Annotated in this window: 21 protein-coding genes; 14 read left to right on the top strand and 7 right to left on the bottom strand. The window is 48.2% G+C overall.

Annotated elements, in window-relative coordinates; translation table 11 throughout:
- Positions 1-228: 228 nt before the first annotated feature.
- Positions 229-597, bottom strand: coding sequence for a hypothetical protein (locus tag K3T83_RS43980; protein ID WP_220209486.1), 369 nt, complete (start codon positions 595-597; stop codon positions 229-231).
- A gap of 84 nt (positions 598-681) precedes the next feature.
- Between K3T83_RS43980 and K3T83_RS43975 the strand changes: the two genes are divergently transcribed.
- A complete protein-coding gene (locus tag K3T83_RS43975) occupies positions 682-1,086 on the top strand; it encodes a tetratricopeptide repeat protein (protein ID WP_220209485.1) in 405 nt (134 codons plus the stop codon).
- 100 nt (positions 1,087-1,186) lie between these two features.
- Here the strand turns inward: K3T83_RS43975 and K3T83_RS43970 are convergent, their stop codons facing one another.
- A complete protein-coding gene (locus K3T83_RS43970; protein ID WP_220209484.1) occupies positions 1,187-1,456 on the bottom strand; it encodes a hypothetical protein in 270 nt (89 codons plus the stop codon).
- Between the two features lie 504 nt (positions 1,457-1,960).
- Positions 1,961-2,215 carry a hypothetical protein gene (locus K3T83_RS43965; RefSeq protein WP_220209483.1) on the bottom strand — a complete coding sequence of 85 codons (255 nt, stop codon included), beginning with the start codon at positions 2,213-2,215 and terminating at the stop codon, positions 1,961-1,963.
- Positions 2,216-2,760: 545 nt separating this feature from the next.
- Between K3T83_RS43965 and K3T83_RS43960 the strand changes: the two genes are divergently transcribed.
- The 5 genes from K3T83_RS43960 to K3T83_RS43940 all read left to right on the top strand — a co-directional run bounded on the left by K3T83_RS43960 (position 2,761) and on the right by K3T83_RS43940 (position 4,496).
- Entirely contained in the window at positions 2,761-3,075 is a 315-nt protein-coding gene (locus K3T83_RS43960; RefSeq protein WP_220209482.1) for a toll/interleukin-1 receptor domain-containing protein, read from the top strand.
- A gap of 288 nt (positions 3,076-3,363) precedes the next feature.
- Positions 3,364-3,600, top strand: coding sequence for a pentapeptide repeat-containing protein (locus tag K3T83_RS43955; RefSeq protein ID WP_220209481.1), 237 nt, complete (start codon positions 3,364-3,366; stop codon positions 3,598-3,600).
- A gap of 46 nt (positions 3,601-3,646) precedes the next feature.
- Positions 3,647-3,802 carry a pentapeptide repeat-containing protein gene (locus K3T83_RS58255; RefSeq protein ID WP_220209480.1) on the top strand — a complete coding sequence of 52 codons (156 nt, stop codon included), beginning with the start codon at positions 3,647-3,649 and terminating at the stop codon, positions 3,800-3,802.
- 203 nt (positions 3,803-4,005) lie between these two features.
- The gene (locus K3T83_RS43945) at positions 4,006-4,224 is read left to right on the top strand and encodes a phosphotransferase (RefSeq protein WP_220209479.1); all 219 of its coding nucleotides are present in this window, start codon (positions 4,006-4,008) and stop codon (positions 4,222-4,224) included.
- Between the two features lie 41 nt (positions 4,225-4,265).
- Positions 4,266-4,496 carry a hypothetical protein gene (locus tag K3T83_RS43940; protein ID WP_220209478.1) on the top strand — a complete coding sequence of 77 codons (231 nt, stop codon included), beginning with the start codon at positions 4,266-4,268 and terminating at the stop codon, positions 4,494-4,496.
- 443 nt (positions 4,497-4,939) lie between these two features.
- Here K3T83_RS43940 and K3T83_RS43935 read toward each other — a convergent pair whose 3' ends face one another.
- Positions 4,940-5,569 carry an LUD domain-containing protein gene (locus K3T83_RS43935; protein WP_220209477.1) on the bottom strand — a complete coding sequence of 210 codons (630 nt, stop codon included), beginning with the start codon at positions 5,567-5,569 and terminating at the stop codon, positions 4,940-4,942.
- 157 nt (positions 5,570-5,726) lie between these two features.
- Between K3T83_RS43935 and K3T83_RS43930 the strand changes: the two genes are divergently transcribed.
- The 7 genes from K3T83_RS43930 (at position 5,727) to K3T83_RS43895 (ending at position 11,868) form a co-directional block, all read left to right on the top strand.
- Complete coding sequence (locus K3T83_RS43930) at positions 5,727-6,623, top strand: LysR family transcriptional regulator (protein WP_220209476.1); 897 nt, start codon at positions 5,727-5,729, stop codon at positions 6,621-6,623.
- Between the two features lie 541 nt (positions 6,624-7,164).
- Positions 7,165-7,443 carry a toll/interleukin-1 receptor domain-containing protein gene (locus K3T83_RS43925; protein ID WP_220209475.1) on the top strand — a complete coding sequence of 93 codons (279 nt, stop codon included), beginning with the start codon at positions 7,165-7,167 and terminating at the stop codon, positions 7,441-7,443.
- Between the two features lie 725 nt (positions 7,444-8,168).
- A complete protein-coding gene (locus K3T83_RS43920; RefSeq protein ID WP_220209474.1) occupies positions 8,169-8,633 on the top strand; it encodes a hypothetical protein in 465 nt (154 codons plus the stop codon).
- A 240-nt stretch (positions 8,634-8,873) separates the two neighbouring features.
- Positions 8,874-9,991, top strand: a protein-coding gene (locus tag K3T83_RS43910; RefSeq protein ID WP_373324744.1) for an IS3 family transposase whose coding sequence is annotated in 2 segments (ribosomal slippage) — positions 8,874-9,140 and positions 9,143-9,991 — 1,116 coding nt in all. Because the reading frame shifts where the segments join, the coding sequence is not laid out codon by codon here.
- A gap of 86 nt (positions 9,992-10,077) precedes the next feature.
- Complete coding sequence (locus K3T83_RS43905) at positions 10,078-10,977, top strand: protein kinase domain-containing protein (protein ID WP_220209472.1); 900 nt, start codon at positions 10,078-10,080, stop codon at positions 10,975-10,977.
- Positions 10,958-11,431, top strand: coding sequence for a serine/threonine protein kinase (locus K3T83_RS43900; RefSeq protein WP_220209471.1), 474 nt, complete (start codon positions 10,958-10,960; stop codon positions 11,429-11,431). The genes K3T83_RS43905 and K3T83_RS43900 overlap by 20 nt, the downstream gene beginning before the upstream one ends.
- 242 nt (positions 11,432-11,673) lie before the next feature.
- Positions 11,674-11,868 carry a hypothetical protein gene (locus K3T83_RS43895; protein WP_220209470.1) on the top strand — a complete coding sequence of 65 codons (195 nt, stop codon included), beginning with the start codon at positions 11,674-11,676 and terminating at the stop codon, positions 11,866-11,868.
- Positions 11,869-12,483: 615 nt separating this feature from the next.
- Here the strand turns inward: K3T83_RS43895 and K3T83_RS43890 are convergent.
- The 3 genes from K3T83_RS43890 to K3T83_RS43880 are packed head-to-tail and all read right to left on the bottom strand — an operon-like array spanning position 12,484 to position 14,943.
- The gene (locus K3T83_RS43890) at positions 12,484-13,221 is read right to left on the bottom strand and encodes a hypothetical protein (protein WP_220209469.1); all 738 of its coding nucleotides are present in this window, start codon (positions 13,219-13,221) and stop codon (positions 12,484-12,486) included.
- Positions 13,218-14,258, bottom strand: coding sequence for a toll/interleukin-1 receptor domain-containing protein (locus K3T83_RS43885; protein ID WP_220209468.1), 1,041 nt, complete (start codon positions 14,256-14,258; stop codon positions 13,218-13,220). The genes K3T83_RS43890 and K3T83_RS43885 overlap by 4 nt, the downstream gene beginning before the upstream one ends.
- A gap of 25 nt (positions 14,259-14,283) precedes the next feature.
- Positions 14,284-14,943 (bottom strand): macro domain-containing protein, encoded by a 660-nt coding sequence (locus tag K3T83_RS43880; protein ID WP_220209467.1) that lies wholly within the window; start codon positions 14,941-14,943, stop codon positions 14,284-14,286.
- 1,455 nt (positions 14,944-16,398) lie between these two features.
- Here K3T83_RS43880 and K3T83_RS43875 point away from each other — a divergent pair.
- The gene (locus K3T83_RS43875; protein WP_220209466.1) at positions 16,399-16,947 is read left to right on the top strand and encodes a hypothetical protein; all 549 of its coding nucleotides are present in this window, start codon (positions 16,399-16,401) and stop codon (positions 16,945-16,947) included.
- The last annotated feature ends 79 nt before the right edge of the window (positions 16,948-17,026 follow it).

The raw sequence follows: 17,026 nt of genomic DNA, 5'->3' as shown, positions 1-17,026 counted from the left end.
AGAAAGGAAATATTTAGCTCCCGTCTCTCACGTTTCCCGTAATTATTTCGTCGGTTTATTTAGCGTGGCATGACCCGTGAGGAGATAGTGGAGCACTTTGGAACCAGCTTGCAGATGATGTGGTATTAGTGTGATATGACTGGGAAGAAATAGCTAAGTTAATCTATCGCTTTCCAATTCAGAAGCTATCAGTGCACATAAATGCTGTTATATTCGTCTATGTTAATACTAGATATTATTTCTGCATAGTTTGTTATATGGATCTGTAATGAACCGAGGTACATTTCTAATAAAATCAAACACCAGTTCTTGATCGCTGAGGAAATTCTGTAACGTGTAATGCTTTTCGGCGCTTCTATAATCAAACATTCGTAAATGTGTATTGAGGGCCTCACCAGACAAATGGACCAAATTATTTCTGACAAGTCGAATAACACCATCAAATTCTTCTGGTAATATTGTAGGATCTAAAAACTTTTCTTTGTGTCTAGCAATTTCTAAGGCCTTGCCAAGTCCACTTATTGGCTCATTTGCTGCTGCTGGTTGAATAACCGTATTGCTCGACCAGTAGTCAACAAGATCCTGTGGGTTGATCATCAATAGATCGACTCTTCTCCCTTCACGGGCAATATTTCTTCTGATCTGAATGTTTACGCTATTACTGCCATCTGTGAGGAGCAGTTGGGAGCCACTCATCCCAATACGGCAGGTAGCCTGAATAATCTAGCAGAACTTTATCATATACAGAAGCGCTACGAGGAGACGAAACCGCTTTTGCAGCGAGCGCTTACCATCATAGAAGCACAGTTGGGAGCCGATCATCCCAACACGATAGGCGGTCTGAATAATCTGGCAGAACTGTATTGGGAACAGGGCCGCTACGCTGAAGCCGAACCGCTTTACCAGCGTGCAGTAGCGATTTCCCTAGCGTCTTTAGGCTCAGAGCATCCTCAGACTCAACTGCTCTTGAAGAATTCCATCCTCCTGCTGGCCGACCTGCATACCAACGGAGATGTCGAAGCGCTGCTTCAACTCCTGGCCCAACACGAGCAGGATAACCCCCAGGAGGATGAACCTTCGCCATGACGCTTTGGACGAGGTGATGGATACTCAGCATTGGCGTGGTATCTGCTGTACCCCCCATGATGCCATCAACAGAGGCAGAGAGATCGAGCAGACACGGGTGCTATTTGAGGAAACGGGTTTTGCCCTGCCCAGCACAGCCGCTTGTGGAGAGAAAGCCAGAAGCGTCGAGCATGAGAGAACGGATCGAGGCATTGCGAGGCATCATCGCGGAGAGGGAAGGCGAGTCGTGAGCAGAGAACGCTTCAATGGAAAGCGGTGCGGTCTCTTGGGTCCAGGGATCAGCAAGCACCCTCTTCTCTTCCTGGGGATAATCTTCTTCCCCCACATCGTGAGCAGCATGCTTCTCCTCATGGGGAAGCATGCCACCCAAACAAGAGGTTTTTCCACACGGCAATCGCCTCTGAGCTTACAGCAATGAAGAAGCCATAACATCATCCTATATACTTTTCCACATCTCATAAGGCAACAATCACAGTAGTTTGTAAGAACCTCTTTTAGACACACATAAACCGACTTGAGAAGCCATTCTCTATTATGACTATATTCGTTCTCTTCTTCAAAGATCAGCAAATCACCCCCAAGTCAAACATCCTAGTATATGCTCTACTAGCTAGCTACCTAGCATACTTCGATCTTTCTGCAACCCCAGACGACATGAAAAAACAGATATATAGAGTTCATCTCTTTACACCCGTTTCATTTTCAAATTCCAGCGAGCATCCAAGCCATTTAGTCCATCTCTAGAACGTAATGTATATCAACTACAGGGGAGAATCTACATGAAAAAAGGGTCGGGGGCCGCGCAAGCGCAGCCTCCCAGATCCGATATGCTCAGTACATCGTCACGACCTTTTGGAGGGAAAAGAACCTTCACTCAGGCAGCAGGTCTTTGACACTTCTTGAGGAGGGCTTTCAGCGGCGTGGTATCGCCAGCCATACACACAGACAAGGCGACTCTCCACTCGAAGTCGGAGATCCCACACTCGCGCAGCAACCTCGCATACTCCGCCTCGGTCCTCTTCTCGATGAGTCCTCGAAGCTGCATGGAATTGCCGTGCTTGGCCATCAACAAGGCAGCTTCCAGCTCGAAGTTGGAGAACTCTGGCTGCTCGTCCGGCGTTTCCATCATGACGGTCTCACTTTCGGTCAGGCGAGAATGTTCCTACGAACCATCCTCGCGAAATGAGATCTTGCACTGAGTCATCAGGTTATGGCCTCTGTCTTCCTCGTCATGCAATTGGATCTACATCTCCTTACATTCGGCGGAAGTGGTTCATAGCGAGACGAGGGCCAGTCGTGCTCTCATTCTTCCGGCAATCTCTCCGCGAGCATGCTCAGCGAGCAAGACCCACGCAAGAACGTACGGGATGAACCAGAACCCGGTCACTTAGTCAGCCGAAACCAACTTCGTTGTGACGCCCGATACACTCACCTCTAGTATAGTTCCGAGTTGTCTTTTTTACTACCTTTTGCCTTCCCCATTGTCCCCCAGTTTTTGCCGTTTTTGCAGTGCTGTCAAAATCTGCAAGAAATAGCTGAACGAACCTCTTGTTCGTGCTGAAACAGTCCTGCCGCTAGTATATGCTCTACTAGCTTGATCGAAAACTAGCGATAGAAGTATTTATATGGTAAGATGAGATTGCAGTGATAAAGTGTAGATAGAGGTATTGATAGATGACAGTATCAACAACACCATTAAAACTCTTCTACTGCTATGCACATGAAGATAAAACCTTACGAGATGAGTTAGACAATCACCTTAGCCTCCTCAAGCGTCAATCCCAGATCACCAGTTGGTACGACCGTGACATTCTCCCCGGCGCCAAGTGGGAAAAAGAGATCGATACGCAACTCAATACAGCACATATCATCCTGTTACTGGTGAGTGCCTCTTTTTTAGCCTCTGACTACTGCTATTGCATTGAGATGACAAAAGCACTAGAACGGCATCAAGCAGGAACGGCCTGTGGAATTCACCCGTTTTTGTGAAGTCGGAGAATGAAGAGAGTGAGCACAGCAAGAGCTAGTTTGTGGGCAACTTTGAGCCTGCTCGGGTGAAGGCCAGGAGAGGCAAGAGTATTGTTGAACTTCACGCGTTTGGGTGACATCTGGCTTCTCTTCACAGCCTCCACCAAATCGGGTCACGATCATCTAGAACGGGTGAATAGAGCTTACCATCATAGGCAGAGAAGGCAGAAGCAGTTTATCTCCACCTCATTTTATCGCACATAGCGAGGACATAGTTCCATAAAAGAACGTGATAGGAGAGGACTCCATATGGCAAATCAAGATACTTTGACATCCTCAAAACAAGAAGATGAAATGTGGAACAAGTGGAGAGAGAAACGTCCTGAAATTGTCCCCGACCAAAGTAGAACTGATGTGAGCCGATGCAATTTCAGGAAAATCAACCTGAGTAGCGCTGACCTCTGTAATGCCAATCTCTTTGAAACCAATCTCAGCGAGGTGGATTTGAGTACGCCAACTGCGAGGCTGCTGAACTTAGCCAGTTAATTTTGAAGTTGCTAACTGGAGCAGTACACGTCTCTATTACGCCAGCTTGAGACAAGCTAATCTGAGCAAATCTCTCCTTTGTGGGGTCAATCTTGGCGAAGTGACGCTGAAGAAAGCGAATTTAACTCAAGCCGACCTTACAGGATGCCAGATCTATGGAATATCTGCTTGGGATCTCCAACCGGGGGAACAGTACAGGTGAATTTAATTATCACTCACGAAAGTCAGCCTGCTATCACCGTTGACAACCAGAAGGATGAACCTTCGCCATGACGCTTTGGACGAGGTGATGGATACTCAGCATTGGATATATGTCTGCTGCTGCAAGCACATCCTACTCTGATACCATCTCCACAGAAAGAGATCGGGCAGATGTGGGCGTTATGAGAGGAAACGGGTTTTGCGTTGCCGATCTCGCGCACCAACTCAAAGCCACTCCAAAGCCTGTTCGCTGGGGTAGCAGAGAAGAGCGAGGAGTTGTATGGACATCTGCCGCAACAACTGGTGCATCGGGATTATGACCCGTCAAATCTCTTAATGAAAGATCAACGAGTCACGGCGGTCTTGGATTTTGAATTTGCTGGCATCGACCTGCGGATCATGGATGTGTGCGTGGCCCTTTAACTTGATGGGAACAGGGAAAGAGTGGGCAGTGATCGACGCATTTGCCGGTGGCCTATGCAACCGGCCTCCATTTGAGCGAAGAAGAAAGACGTGCTATTCCAGATGTGCTGCGATTGCGAGAAGCGGGTGGACTCATCCATCACATGCAACGCTACTTTGCTGGGATGGAGACGGATGCCAGGATCAAGGCACAGGTGGAACAGGCACTCTGGAGAGAAGCTTGGCTGCGCACTCATGGCAAAACGCTGCGTGAGTATGCCATGACCTGGTGAGAATTGGCATCAGGGAAATGGGGTTGCGTATGCAGGCAGGATGCGCGCTCACCTTCCCTTGACCATCTGATGCATCTTCCTTGCGTGCGAGGAGATGGCACGCAGTCAAGAGGAGGTTGCTTCCTCTTCATGCTGCCTGAGGGGCATGGCCGCTTATCTCTTTTTGAAGCAAAGTAGCCCCTTTGTTTGGCAAGGAACAAACGCCTCCTCATTTACACAATTTCCGGGGTGACGTGCGTGAGCAAAAAAAAGGGGCATTTGTGTTCTCTCCAATCCTTTTGTCAGGAGGACGACGACACAAGAAGGATGCTCCGTCACCGCAAAGAAGAACAATGCGGTGACAGGTTGCAAACAGATGATGCCTCTACAGAGGGCATTGAGCGCTTCCTGGTTCTTCCGCCCGAACCGTCGAACCCTAAGATAGCTGCACAGGAGGCGACTTCCTAGAACCCCAATGCTTCTTTCACCAGCAAAACTGAGATGCGGCCTGGCATTTCCCCCTCGACGAGGAGAATCTTCGCTGGGAAGCTGTCCATCCCATAGCGGGTCTGCATGCGCTCGTTCTCCAGGGGATAACTATATTCCCAGATACGGCGCAGTCCTTCGTCCAGGTCGCGCACGATTTTTTGTGCTCCTACCACCCAGATCACATGACTCGCCCCAAAGGTATAGCCCGCAAGCTGGCTGCCGCTCCCTGAAGCAATCAGGACCTGCCCTTGGTGCGTGATAGCATGGACGCTACCAATCACATACTCGGGGCTTGCCATGAGCTTGCGCCCGGTACGTGACATGCGCCCTTCGCGACCGAGCTTCTCTACCTGGGAGCGCAGCGAGATGTAGCGAGAAGAGGTATTGATCTCCTCGTGCAAACCGAGAACCTCAAGCGTCTGGGATAATGCCGTATAGACTTCTGCTCCTTCGGGCAACAAGTCAAGCATGCGGATGCGGACTTCGGCGCGATTCTCGAAAACTTCGGCAGCTATCCCTTTCGCCGTCAGAGCGGCAACAACCGTTGTGATATCTTCATCGCTGGCCAGGCGAGCAAACTCCGTATTAGGAACCAGTGTCGTCATTAAGATATCCTCACTTTCCGGCCCGCCATAGGAGCGGAACCGACGCTATGAATACAGTGCACGAGAGCACTTGTCTCTCCCGTTTATCAGAAGTATACTGGAAAGAGGATGATGAACACAAATCATATTCGTCATAGCACTATGAAGGAAAGACATCATGAACTTTTCTCAACTGCACTGTTTTGTAGCGCTTGCCGACACCGGCAGTTTCACGGAGACGGCCTACACGACCCACCTGACGCAATCGGCAGTGAGTCATGCCCTCGCAGCACTTGAACGCGAATTAGGGGTCACCCTGCTTGAACGCAACAACCGGGGCGTGGTTGCACTGACTGAAATTGGACGTTCACTCCTTCCTCACGCGCGGGCCTTGTTGGTCCACGCCGAAGCCATTGAGCAGGGAGCACGGGCGGCACGCGGGCTGGTTAAGGGCAATCTGCGACTGGGAAGCATTCCTCTCGTCTCTTCGCCTTTGCTCGCCGGGGTGCTCGCTCATTTTCACCAGCAGTATCCCGACATCGACGTGGTGCTCTTTGAAGGCTCCTTTCATGAAGTCGAGGAGTGGCTTGACTCCAATGTGATTGATATCGGCTTCTTGCATCATCCGACCAAAGGAATGGAGAGTATCTACTTGGCGAACGATACACTGCACGTCTTCGTGGCGAACGAACACCGCCTGCATACGTATGCATCCGTCATGGCAGACGACCTGCGCGAAGAAAGCCTGATTATGCCGAGGACAGGATGCGACTTGCCAGAGATCTTTGATCAGAAACACGGGAAGCATAATCCATCCATTCGCTATCGAGTCAGCGAAGGTACTACCATTCTCGCTATGGTCCGTGAAGGACTCGGCATCACCATTATGCCGCGCAAGATGCTTCCTGACAAGCTAGAAGGAATCACGAGCATTCCACTTGATCCTCCACAAACGTTGCAGATCGGGCTTGCGGTCAGGTCGATTGCTTCGGCATCTCCGGCAGCCAGGTTGTTTGTGCAAACAGCAGTCATGTGGGTCCAGGAGCAGGTCGCTCTGCCCCTGAGCGCTCGTTGAGCTGCCGAGTCTGGTGAACAGCAGCACGGCTCCCTGTGCAGTGACCAGACAACTTACCTCCACGCAGAGCCTCTGCCTATCTTCTCTACTTTTTCCAGCCTCTTTGAAGAGAAAGGCTCTTCATACACAATTCTCGGTATGGTGCCAAGAGATCTCCTCCTGGAGGCACTGCACACTGCTTTCTCCACTCGCTCAAAAGAGGAAGAACGAGCGGACGAGAAGCTCTTCTTGTTCCTCACCGTCCCCTTCTGGCTCCTTCAAAGAAAACGTAAACGGCACAGGTGTCCAAGGATCTAAGGACCAGGCACCAGAGATGAGATGCTGAGGTTGTAACCAGGACGAAGAAGAGGGCCACGCGCCTCACTTGAAAGCTGCTCCATGCTCTCAGCTCACCCACATTCTCTCTCCTTGCTCGCTCCATTTTGGGAGGCATGAACCTCCTTCGTCTCTGACTATGAGGGCGCGAGTCGATGCAAATCCTCTCTTGATGGAGTATACTAGGCGGTATCAAGCATCGCGTGACGTGAGGAGCAGCATCAGCATGGACGAGCAGCAACAGGGCGAGCAGGGGATCGATTTCTTCATCAGCTCTCGCAGCACTGGCAAGGATCAGGCGTGGGCGGAGTGGATCGCCTGGGAGCTAGAGCAAGCAGGGTATCGCGTTCACTTTCAGGGCTGGGATGTACACCCTAGATCCAACGTCGTCAAAGCAATGGGCGATGCAGCAATGTGTGCTGAGTGTGCATTGCTGATGCAGGGGTTTAAAAGCCAACACGCTCATCTCTCCTCTTCCACGCAAATGCCTCGTGTCAGAATATAGGCATAACGCCGAGACTCCAATAAATCACAGTCGCAATCATCGATGTGAAAGTACAAAGCAAACCATGCAGGGGATGGCCCTCCAATAGAACATCCATAACGCTGACGTTGTTCATCAGTCAAAAAATCAACTGGCGTACACAAGATCCTCTTTCCACGCTTCCCACAAATACACTATACATTTGCATGCCCTTCTGCTAAAATAGTTGAGCAGACATCAACAACGCAAACCTAATCATGAAATATAGGTCTCATGTCTACCCATACTTGACAAGATCAAGCAAAAAGCCCTTCTGTTCATACTGGCAGGGAGCAGGAACCATGAATTGGAATACACAACAGGAGATCTCAGAAGACGGCATGCTCGCTCGATACCAATATAGGCAGGTACTCCAACGCCTTGAATATCTCTCCCCTCTCGCCATTCGCAACTATCTGAGTGATCTCTTTTGTCTTATGCCAAGAGTCTTCACATCAAGTATGAGACAAAAGAGATCATGTCTTTACTTCACGAGCAGTTGTTCCGGAGTTGTTAATGCGCTATCGGAACTACCTCCAGATGACTCTCAGTTTGAAACCATCCACTGTGAAGCGAACCCTACTGAGCCTGAAATGCTATTTTGTCTGGGGAAAAAATGCACCTCATTCAGTTCAATCCAGCAAGTTCCATTCTATTTCTTCCCAAAGAGACATCTTCCCTCCGACATTTGGACGATGAGGAAGAAGATGCACTGGTGGGTGCTGTCAACGCGATTGGAACGCTACGAGATCAAACCCGTGATCACACTCCTGCTCCATACAGGCATACATGCACAAAAATTGTATGCCTTGATACGTCAGCAAATTCACTTGGACAAACGAACTGGGATGTTACGGCTTACTTGGAACTGCAAGAATGTGCGTGAGGCTCTGCTCAATACCACCAATCGATCTGCTTTGAACGTGTATCTGGAGGTGCTTCCACCAAAGAGTCAGTACCTCTTTCCTTCGGGAAAAATGCGCTGTGGGTACACTGTATGGGCGCTATGGCATCTGGGAATGAAATATGCGAGACAGGCACTGTTCGCTGATCTCCGTTCCTCATGGCCTACGCCATCGCATGGCAGAGGTGGTTTCTCTGCACTGGCTCACCCGAATTATGAGGCATGCTCGCTCGATACCACCATGCTCTATATTCACTGGATCAAGTAAGATCTCCAACAGGATGTGGAGAAAATTGCGTAGGTATAACTGCGTCATTCCTTTCTCTATTGCTCAGATCATCATAAATGAGAGATACAAAGCATGGGAATACAATCAGCAAAGTACATCAGAGTTTTCTATTGTTATGCTCATGAAGATAAATCCTTACGAGATGAGCTTGAGAAACACCTTGGGCTTGACGGACTTTCTTGGAGGATGTAAACTTGAGAGAGCATCCGCCAGGAGAGTATCATGCCAAAAGAGCAAAGAACGTTCACGAAGGAATTCAAGCTGGAAGCGGTTCGCTTAGCGAGGACGAGTGGAAAACCCATGCTCCACATTGCCCGTGATCTTGGGATTGCCGACAGCACCTTGCATCATTGGTGCAAGGAATTTGCCCAGGCTGGGGAAAAAGCCTTTCCAGGCAGCGGAAATCCTCCAGCGCATGAGGAAGAACTGCGTCGTCTCAAGCGAGAGTTGGAAGTCACCCGACAGGAGCGTGATATATTAAAAAAAGCAGTAGCCATCTTTTCGCGCAACCAGAGTTAAGTTATCCCTTCATTAAGGACCATGCTCAGCTCTATCCGGTGAGTATCATGTGCCGAGTGCTTGGGGTGAGTGTCAGTGGCTATTATGCCTGGCTGGGGCGAGAGCCAAGCGCACACGAGCGAGAAGATGGCATTCTCTCCACCCACATCCTGCGCATTTTTCATGCGAAGCGAGGAGTGTATGGAAGCCCTCGCATTCAGATGGAGCTGCACGATCTCGGCTTGCGCTGTTCGCGTGAACGGACGGCTCGCCTGATGCGTGAGATGGATCTGGTAGCCAAACCCAAACGACGTTCCCCTGTGGGGACCAAGCGGCGCAAGGGAGTCACTGCCGCTCCCAACCTCCTCAATCGGAATTTCCAGGCTGAGCGCCCCAATAGCAAATGGGTGAGCGACACCACCTACGTCTGGACAGGAGAAGGCTGGTTGTATGTCGCCGTTGTCTTGGATCTCTTTTCGCGCCTCGTTGTTGGATGGGCGATGGGACCACACAATGATGAGGAACTGGTTCGCAACGCCTTCGAGATGGCCCTGCTGCGCCGCTCTCCTCCCAGAGAACTGCTTGTCCACTCCGATCAGGGCAGCACCTACACAGCTACTGGGTATCTCACCAGGCTCGCCTCCTTAGGCATTGTGGTCAGTATGTCAGCTGCGGGCGACTGTTATGATAATGCCGTCATGGAGAGCTTTTTTTCGACTCTCAAGGGCGAATGCATTGAGCGTTCTTCCTTCGAAAGCCGATCCCAGGCCAGACAAGACATCTTTGAATACATCGAATGTTTTTATAATCGGGAGCGTCGTCATTCCACGCTCAATTAGGTGAGTCCGACCGCTTATGAAGATTTGATGTGCTAATTCTCAACTTTTCTGCCTCCGAAAAACTCTGAGAAGCTCACCTTACTCCATTGAAACGTATTGGCAAAATTGTAACTTGGTGCGATCGCGCAATTTTGCCTGGAACTGAGTGGGAACGGAAGATTAGTGAAGAAATCGATACTGCTGATATTATCATCTTACTTATTAGCCCTGATTTTATGGCATCTGACTATTGCTACGGGAAAGAAATGAAACGAGCTTATGAAAGACACCTTGCAGGAGAGGCATATGTTATCTCTATTCTTTTACGTCCAGTCCTTTGGAAAGGGACTACCGTGAGTAAGTTTCAACTCTTACCAACAGAAGGAAAACCTGTCACGACATGGACCAATCATGATGAAGCATTTGAGAATATCGCACAGGGGATCGATCAGGTGGTAGAAGTCCTCCTCTTTGGGTATATTGGAGGACAACACCCTATAAACAACAATCGGGGACAGCCTCGACAAAGTACGGGAGACTTCCCAGGATTGTCTAATTATATTTCACAAGGCGCCAAAAGAGTAAAAGATCCTTCTCGCTTATCCGTTCCTATAGAAACAGGTATCCCTAAGCAGCCTACCAAAGGCATGTACAATACTGAGCAAGGAAATCTCGCCCGTCGCACTGTACTCCATAATCGCTATATGATTCTGCGCACTGTTGGGAGAGGAGGCATGGCGGTTGTCTACCGAGCACGCGATATGCAGCGTCATACAATTTGTGCTATCAAGGAGATGAATCTTGCGTGGGTATCCGTAGATGAACGTCCGCAAGCTATCCAAATTTTCCAGAGAGAAGCAAAAATACTGTCGAGATTGAGTCATCCTAACCTACCCGCATTTCATGGTTTTTTCTTTGAAAACCAGCGCTATTTTATAGCAATGGAGTATATAGATGGTTCGCCGCTTGAAGATGTGTTAGAACGTAATGATGCCCCTTTTTCCTGAAGAACAGGTATTAGATTGGACGCGCCATCTCTGTGATATTCTGGAACATTTGCACTCGCAAAATCCCCCCGTTATTTATCGTGATATGAAGCCAGGAAATATTATACTAACACGGAACGAGCATATCAAGTTGATCGACTTCAGTATTTCACGCTTTTTCCATCCGAAACACGCGCAGGATACTCAGTTGCTTGGTACTCCTGGTTTCGCACCACCAGAACAATATGGTACGGCACAAACTGATGAGCGCTCAGATATCTATTCGCTTGCTATCACTCTCTTTATGCTGTTGACCAACACATTGTCCGAAAATGGTTTTGGCTTAAAAAACGTGCGCTCATACAATTCTGCTATCTCTTCTCGAGTTGCACGTGTGCTGGAGAAGGCTGCATCGCTCTCTCCCGAAGATCGGTACGACGATGTTACCGCATTTCGGCGTGCTCTATTTGGATGATATGAGGCTCTTCAGCACTTCCTTCCTGTTTGCCTCTTCCAAATTTTTTGTTTCAGCTCTGGACAAATTCCAACAAAAGGGAGTCTTCTTATCCTAGTATAGCTCAAAACCTGAACAATCCCGTCCTTCTCTTCTCTATGAGCATCAAGGCTGCGCTGCACTGAGGCCGAACCTCTCTTGCAGCGAATAGCAAGGATTTACCTTGTGTCTTTAGGAGAGAATATTCTCTGACTCAGCAGTTTATGAAGAATCACTTGACGCCGCTGGCACTCCTGTACACCGCCAGGGAACGCGTTTATAAACGCTGGGATAAACGAATGAAGAATCACTTGACGCCGCTGGCACTCCTGTACACCAACAGAGATGCCGAAGCCCTACTTCAACGTCTTGCCCAACAAGAGCAAAATGACCTCAATAAGGAAGACTCTTTCTCCTGATGCTTTGGACAAGGAGAAGGACACTCATCAGTTAATGTCTGCTGCTGTAAACAGGTCATGGTTCCGCCATCATCAGGATAGAGAGATCGAGCAGACACGGGCGGTATTTGAGGAAACGGGTTTTGCGCTGGCAAAGGCAGCCACTTACAGAGAGAAAGCCAGAAGAAGCCAGTGTGAGGGAGCGTATTGAGGCGTTGCGAGCCATCATCTCGGAAACAGGAGGGGTGCCCTCAACCAGCAGAAAAGATCAGAAGCAGGCTCGCTCCCCTTCTCCAAACGAGTGAGAGGATACGGACGACAGGAATGTTCCACGAGGCAGGAGGGAAGAAGGTCTCTTCCCTCCCAAATGGCAAGGGTTACGTGAACAGCGAGAGGAGCTTACTGACTGCCTCTCGGATCCTCTTCGTCACGACCTCTATCCTAATCAGGAGAAAGAGTTGCCAACAACAGATGATCATAAAGCCGTAGATGACTCTTGAGTTTAGAAGCCTTGATTGGGAAAAGAGCTATCCAACTTTCATCTCTCAAAATAGCCGCTTCGTTTACATATAGATACCAATAACTCTTAAATTAGGATATTAGAGGCTTATTATGTGAGCGAAGAGCAGTGAGTAGTTATGTGCTGCCAAGCTTTGGAACAACATCAATAGGAGAATGCAAACTATGACTGCTTGCATCTTTCCAGGAAAGAGGAAGGGTGGGCAGATCGTGAGTTCCATCCCGTAATGTCCACCATTTGCAGTCGGAGCATATTCTAAACATAAGTTCCTGCACTTCATCATGGCTAGGATAATCGTCCTTTCCCCCCCCTTCAATTTTTTTTAGCTGCTCCTTAAAGAATCTGTACTTCTTTTTCACCTCGGCTGTCGGGAGTTGCTTGATCAAAGGATTACCTAAACCCCGCAACCAATCATAAACACTGGCTGCTAATGAAAGATCGTCGTCTTTATCATAGTGTTTTGGATCTAATCCAGACAAATCTGAGGCAAATACTTGATAATCATATGGGGTCGCTACAAAGAACGCACAACGATGTCGATTTCGCTGCGTGTTGAGTGCATGAAATAGCGCCATACCCATCTCAATGGGCATATTAAAACGTGCAAAATTATTGCTTCCTTCACCTCGGCTTCTCGAAAAATCATGAATCGAATAATGACAATGGGTGATCGCATCCACCAACATTTCTAAACGTGGTCTATCAGGAGCATTTAAATCATTTGCACAGACAGGGATGAGGCCAGCCGCAACAACTGAAAAATGTAGAGCCTGCGCAAATGGCTCAAACTCCTCATCGAAAGGATGATTTAAAAAAACTTGGTACATATCATACGCAGCAAGACTCCCTCTCATACTGTGCGCTCCTGCTTATCAGTTTCTTGGGCAATACTCAGTGTTAAGTCTCTCATCAAACGAGTAAAAGCCTGTTGATATGCATCGTGATCTTGCCAATGTTGAAAATTACCAATGTGTCTTGTCTGTAGTAGAGGCTCTAACCTTTGTGGAGGATTTTCCAGAACTGTGTTATCAAGACGTATCGGGAATAAAATAGTTGTTTTCTGTTTTTTTTCTTTAAAAAGTGCCTCTTCCACTTCTTTTGCTACCCAGTTGCTCGATAGAGAATGCTTTGATATAATGAGAAGGAGCTTATCGTAGAGTTGAATTCCCTCATCAATCCTATGCCAGAACTTCTCGCCAATCCGCAAATCTTCCGGCGCAAACCAACACCGGATTCCGACTGTTTGGAGATCTTGGCGAAGTTTTTCTGCGAATGCCTGATCTTGACTAGAATAGTTAATAAAACAACTATAATATTCAATAGGTGGCTTAACCAGTGACCGGGCGTAACTAATGAAATTATCAGGCACTCCAGCGCTACGAAGAAAAACCTCTGGGATATCGCCGCTAGAACGATAGATTGTATCAATACCAATTGATGAAGAACCAACATGACGAATGCTTTCAAGTCCTTTTGCACTGCTCAGATTCACATCTCCAAACATGGCAAATGCTAACTCGGAGTAACTCAGATCTACATCTTTAAGGTTTACATTTTGAAAAGTTGTCCCTATAAGAGTAGCTCCAAAAAGATTTGCGCTCTGAAGATTAGTATTGCTGATGTTTGCCTGGCTAAGAACTGCTCGCATGAGGTTGGCTTCGCTTAAGTCAGTGCCATCTAATAATGCTCTTCTAAGATCAGAGTCTCTCAGGTCTGTCCTACAAAGCCTAGCCTCAGTAAGGTTAACATTACTGAGATTAATGCCAGCGAGATTAGAGTCACAGAGATCAACTCCGGTAAGATCAGGGGATATGTCTGAATATTCCTTCCTCCACTTATTCCATATCTCAACTGCTTGCTGGAGAATATGCAAATGTTCTTGGTTTGCCATTGCTCTTCACCTTCCTCTGCGCTGATTAGAAGCTTCTCAAGAAATCTTCCAATTCCCACATATTTACTTTTCCCAGGTTGTTCGGATGAATAACAATAGTTAGCTCTGGTGTGACTAACTTTTCGCGAGAAGCAAGGATAAATGAGAGAACTATAAGTTTTATCAAATCGGCATGCGAGGCATTTCCGATACGAGCCAAATCAGAACCGATCACAGCCATTGCTACTTTGTCATGTTGCCCTTTTACTCGAATTTCCTCCCACAACTTTTCCAAACTGACCAAGAGTCGTTTGATGTCTGACTCACATTTCAGATTGTTTCCCATATAGCTATAGGCCGAGTAAAAGTACTTTTTTGTCCCCACTGATAAAGTTGCAACAGTCCCGATGGGATAGCGTTTATTTTTCCCTCTTGTCTTTTGTTTATCTATCTTGCCAGAAATTCCCTGGAGTGCTGTGTTAATATCTTGATCCAAGCGAATTCTGTCATTCTGATAAATGCTCGTTAAGCATTGTCCCTGGATCGAAGTGGGCTTGATGATATCTCCTAATTCAGTGTCAAAGGCATCACTTACACCAATGACGAGGTTGGAATCTTCTTGAAATAAATCTCCCACTTTAATAGTAATCTTGGTGTCTGGCACTGATAATTGATGAGAAATTGCTTTTTTAGGACGTAAAGTCAAAAGAGAGCCTACAAGTGATATGCCTACACGTCGTCGTTTCGGATAGGACGCGTTCTCTTGTTCGCTGTACTGGTTCTGATTCTCATCGCAGGCTATTTTCTTTTCATCGCCAGACCAACGCCGCCCGATGGATACATGGATAGAGAAGATTCACTCACGAGTCACGCATTACGTTACCTCCACTGGACAGAAGTGAATGGGCAAGGAAGTGGCTGCTAGAACATTGCCGAGAAAAAGAGGTCACGAGCAAGCACCTCTCTCCCGATATCGCAGCAGGATCATGAGCGAAGTCAATCCTCCTTTTCCTTCGTGCTGATGGACCACAGACGATCATGGGGATGATGGACTCCCGATGTGCTTGACTGCTCTTAGCTCCCCTCAATATGGGTCTGTTGGCCCAACGTCATCAGATCGAGATTCATCCTCCAACCTTTTCCACTACAGGCGAGAAAATAGAACGGGGTATTGTAGGAGTGAACCCATATTGCCGTAAAATGGGTTTGCTCCAAGTTATCCCGCTCATCACTCCTCTTCTACACTCTGCCTCACTCACTTCTCCGGTTCGGCAAGGAGAGGTCATCGAACAATTGGGGGTCACTAGATCAAATCGGGAAAAACCTACGCTAAGGATGTTTGCAGATCTCATTAGGCATCAGAAAGCAGTGTTCTCAGAGGGCGAAGAGACAGCGGTTTTGTCTTGCGATGGCTATACCTCTGCTGTGCCATCCTGAGAAGTTGTTGGGGCTACGTCCGTGCGTTGTGACGGCGTTGGCGCTGGAGCCTCTTCCTCAATGAGGGCATTCCCTTGTGTGGATGATGCCGATGATGTGGTTTCCTGAGCAAGGGCTGAAGTCGGAACCTGGTTTGGGAAGGGCGAGGCTTGACACCATCCCGGATTTTGTGTACTGACAAGTTATGATGAAACCCGTGCAGAAGTAGACCCTGTTGGCGAATGGCAAAACCGGTAGATCGGGCACGCTTCTACTTGTGTAGGACCTTTTTTACTCCTTCTCCTTGATCATTGGAGCAACAAATAGCCAGTTATGGGATGTATATGAGCAGAAAACAAGTTATTTCATGCGCATCTTTTACCCGTAGTGCTATTCACCAACAAAGTCGAAGGAGAACGGGCACTGGGATCTCTATTAGTTCCAGGATTCTGCGGCTCTCCCTCACTTTCCGTGAGAAGGTTTGCAAGAAGAGGAGTGGGCAAAGGCTTGGATGCCTCCAGAAGGGGGGGTGAAAGAGAGAAGTTCCTTGATAAGCTCATCTTTTACAGAAAGTGAAGGAGAGCCGCAGAATTCCCAAATTAACAATCGAGGGGGAAGACGGAAAGGCAAAAAACCGCGTGGCGACCCAGTTGATTTGATAATGGGGGAGCCAGGCGTCTACTATAGTATATGGAGGCGGGATTGAGCGGTGAGGTGTATCAGCCTGGAACAACTGGAGAGAACAATGAGCGAACAACCAAATCCTGTGAAGGATTCTCGAGCGTTTTCTGATGCCAATATCGCCTTGAACGTACTGGCAGCGTTCGCAATCGGGGGTATCATCTCCCTCTTTCTCAGCATCCTACTCAGTATCCTTCATCGCAATATCACGCCGGCTCTCCTGGCTGGCCTGCTGGGAAGCATCATTTATTGCGTGCGGGTCTTGCCGCAATGGATGCCCGGCCGAAGGTCAAGCGCACCAGCTCCACAGAGGAAAGCACGAGTTATCCCCTGGACCGGCTCACTCAACATCAGAAACCAATTCATAGCGATAGCGATCTTGAGTTTGCTGGTCATAGCACTGGGGGGCGGGTTGAACCTCTTACCCGATCAACAACTCATCTTCATATTGCTTAGCGCAGTCCTTGGATTGCTGCTCTGTGTCTGTCTGTTTGTCATTGGTCTATTGGCGCTGGGCATCTTCCTGGCGCGAGGAGATCGCCACAATGTTTTCATCGCAGTGGCGGATGATGCGACGGAGCAGGGAGAGGAAATAGACAAAGGCAACTCTTGAACCCGACCCACAAAAGATGAGGAGAAAAACAAGGGAAGCCATGCCGATAGTTGTGCTACTAAGGAAAAAGCTTTTCAAA

This window comes from Reticulibacter mediterranei, assembly GCF_016587455.1.
Note: the sequence above shows the minus strand (reverse complement) of the source record. Positions and strands in the feature narration are given on the sequence as shown.

Coding starts and splice junctions, on each gene's coding strand:
- K3T83_RS43965 (WP_220209483.1), bottom strand. CDS start 2,215: ATGATGGAAACGCCGGACGAGCAGCCAGAGTTCTCCAACTTCGAGCTG.
- K3T83_RS43895 (WP_220209470.1), top strand. CDS start 11,674: ATGAAGAATCACTTGACGCCGCTGGCACTCCTGTACACCGCCAGGGAA.
- K3T83_RS43885 (WP_220209468.1), bottom strand. CDS start 14,258: ATGGCAAACCAAGAACATTTGCATATTCTCCAGCAAGCAGTTGAGATA.
- K3T83_RS43930 (WP_220209476.1), top strand. CDS start 5,727: ATGAACTTTTCTCAACTGCACTGTTTTGTAGCGCTTGCCGACACCGGC.
- K3T83_RS43980 (WP_220209486.1), bottom strand. CDS start 597: ATGATCAACCCACAGGATCTTGTTGACTACTGGTCGAGCAATACGGTT.
- K3T83_RS43960 (WP_220209482.1), top strand. CDS start 2,761: ATGACAGTATCAACAACACCATTAAAACTCTTCTACTGCTATGCACAT.
- K3T83_RS43920 (WP_220209474.1), top strand. CDS start 8,169: ATGCACTGGTGGGTGCTGTCAACGCGATTGGAACGCTACGAGATCAAA.
- K3T83_RS43900 (WP_220209471.1), top strand. CDS start 10,958: ATGATGCCCCTTTTTCCTGAAGAACAGGTATTAGATTGGACGCGCCAT.
- K3T83_RS43955 (WP_220209481.1), top strand. CDS start 3,364: ATGGCAAATCAAGATACTTTGACATCCTCAAAACAAGAAGATGAAATG.
- K3T83_RS43925 (WP_220209475.1), top strand. CDS start 7,165: ATGGACGAGCAGCAACAGGGCGAGCAGGGGATCGATTTCTTCATCAGC.
- K3T83_RS43935 (WP_220209477.1), bottom strand. CDS start 5,569: ATGACGACACTGGTTCCTAATACGGAGTTTGCTCGCCTGGCCAGCGAT.
- K3T83_RS43890 (WP_220209469.1), bottom strand. CDS start 13,221: ATGAGAGGGAGTCTTGCTGCGTATGATATGTACCAAGTTTTTTTAAAT.
- K3T83_RS43875 (WP_220209466.1), top strand. CDS start 16,399: ATGAGCGAACAACCAAATCCTGTGAAGGATTCTCGAGCGTTTTCTGAT.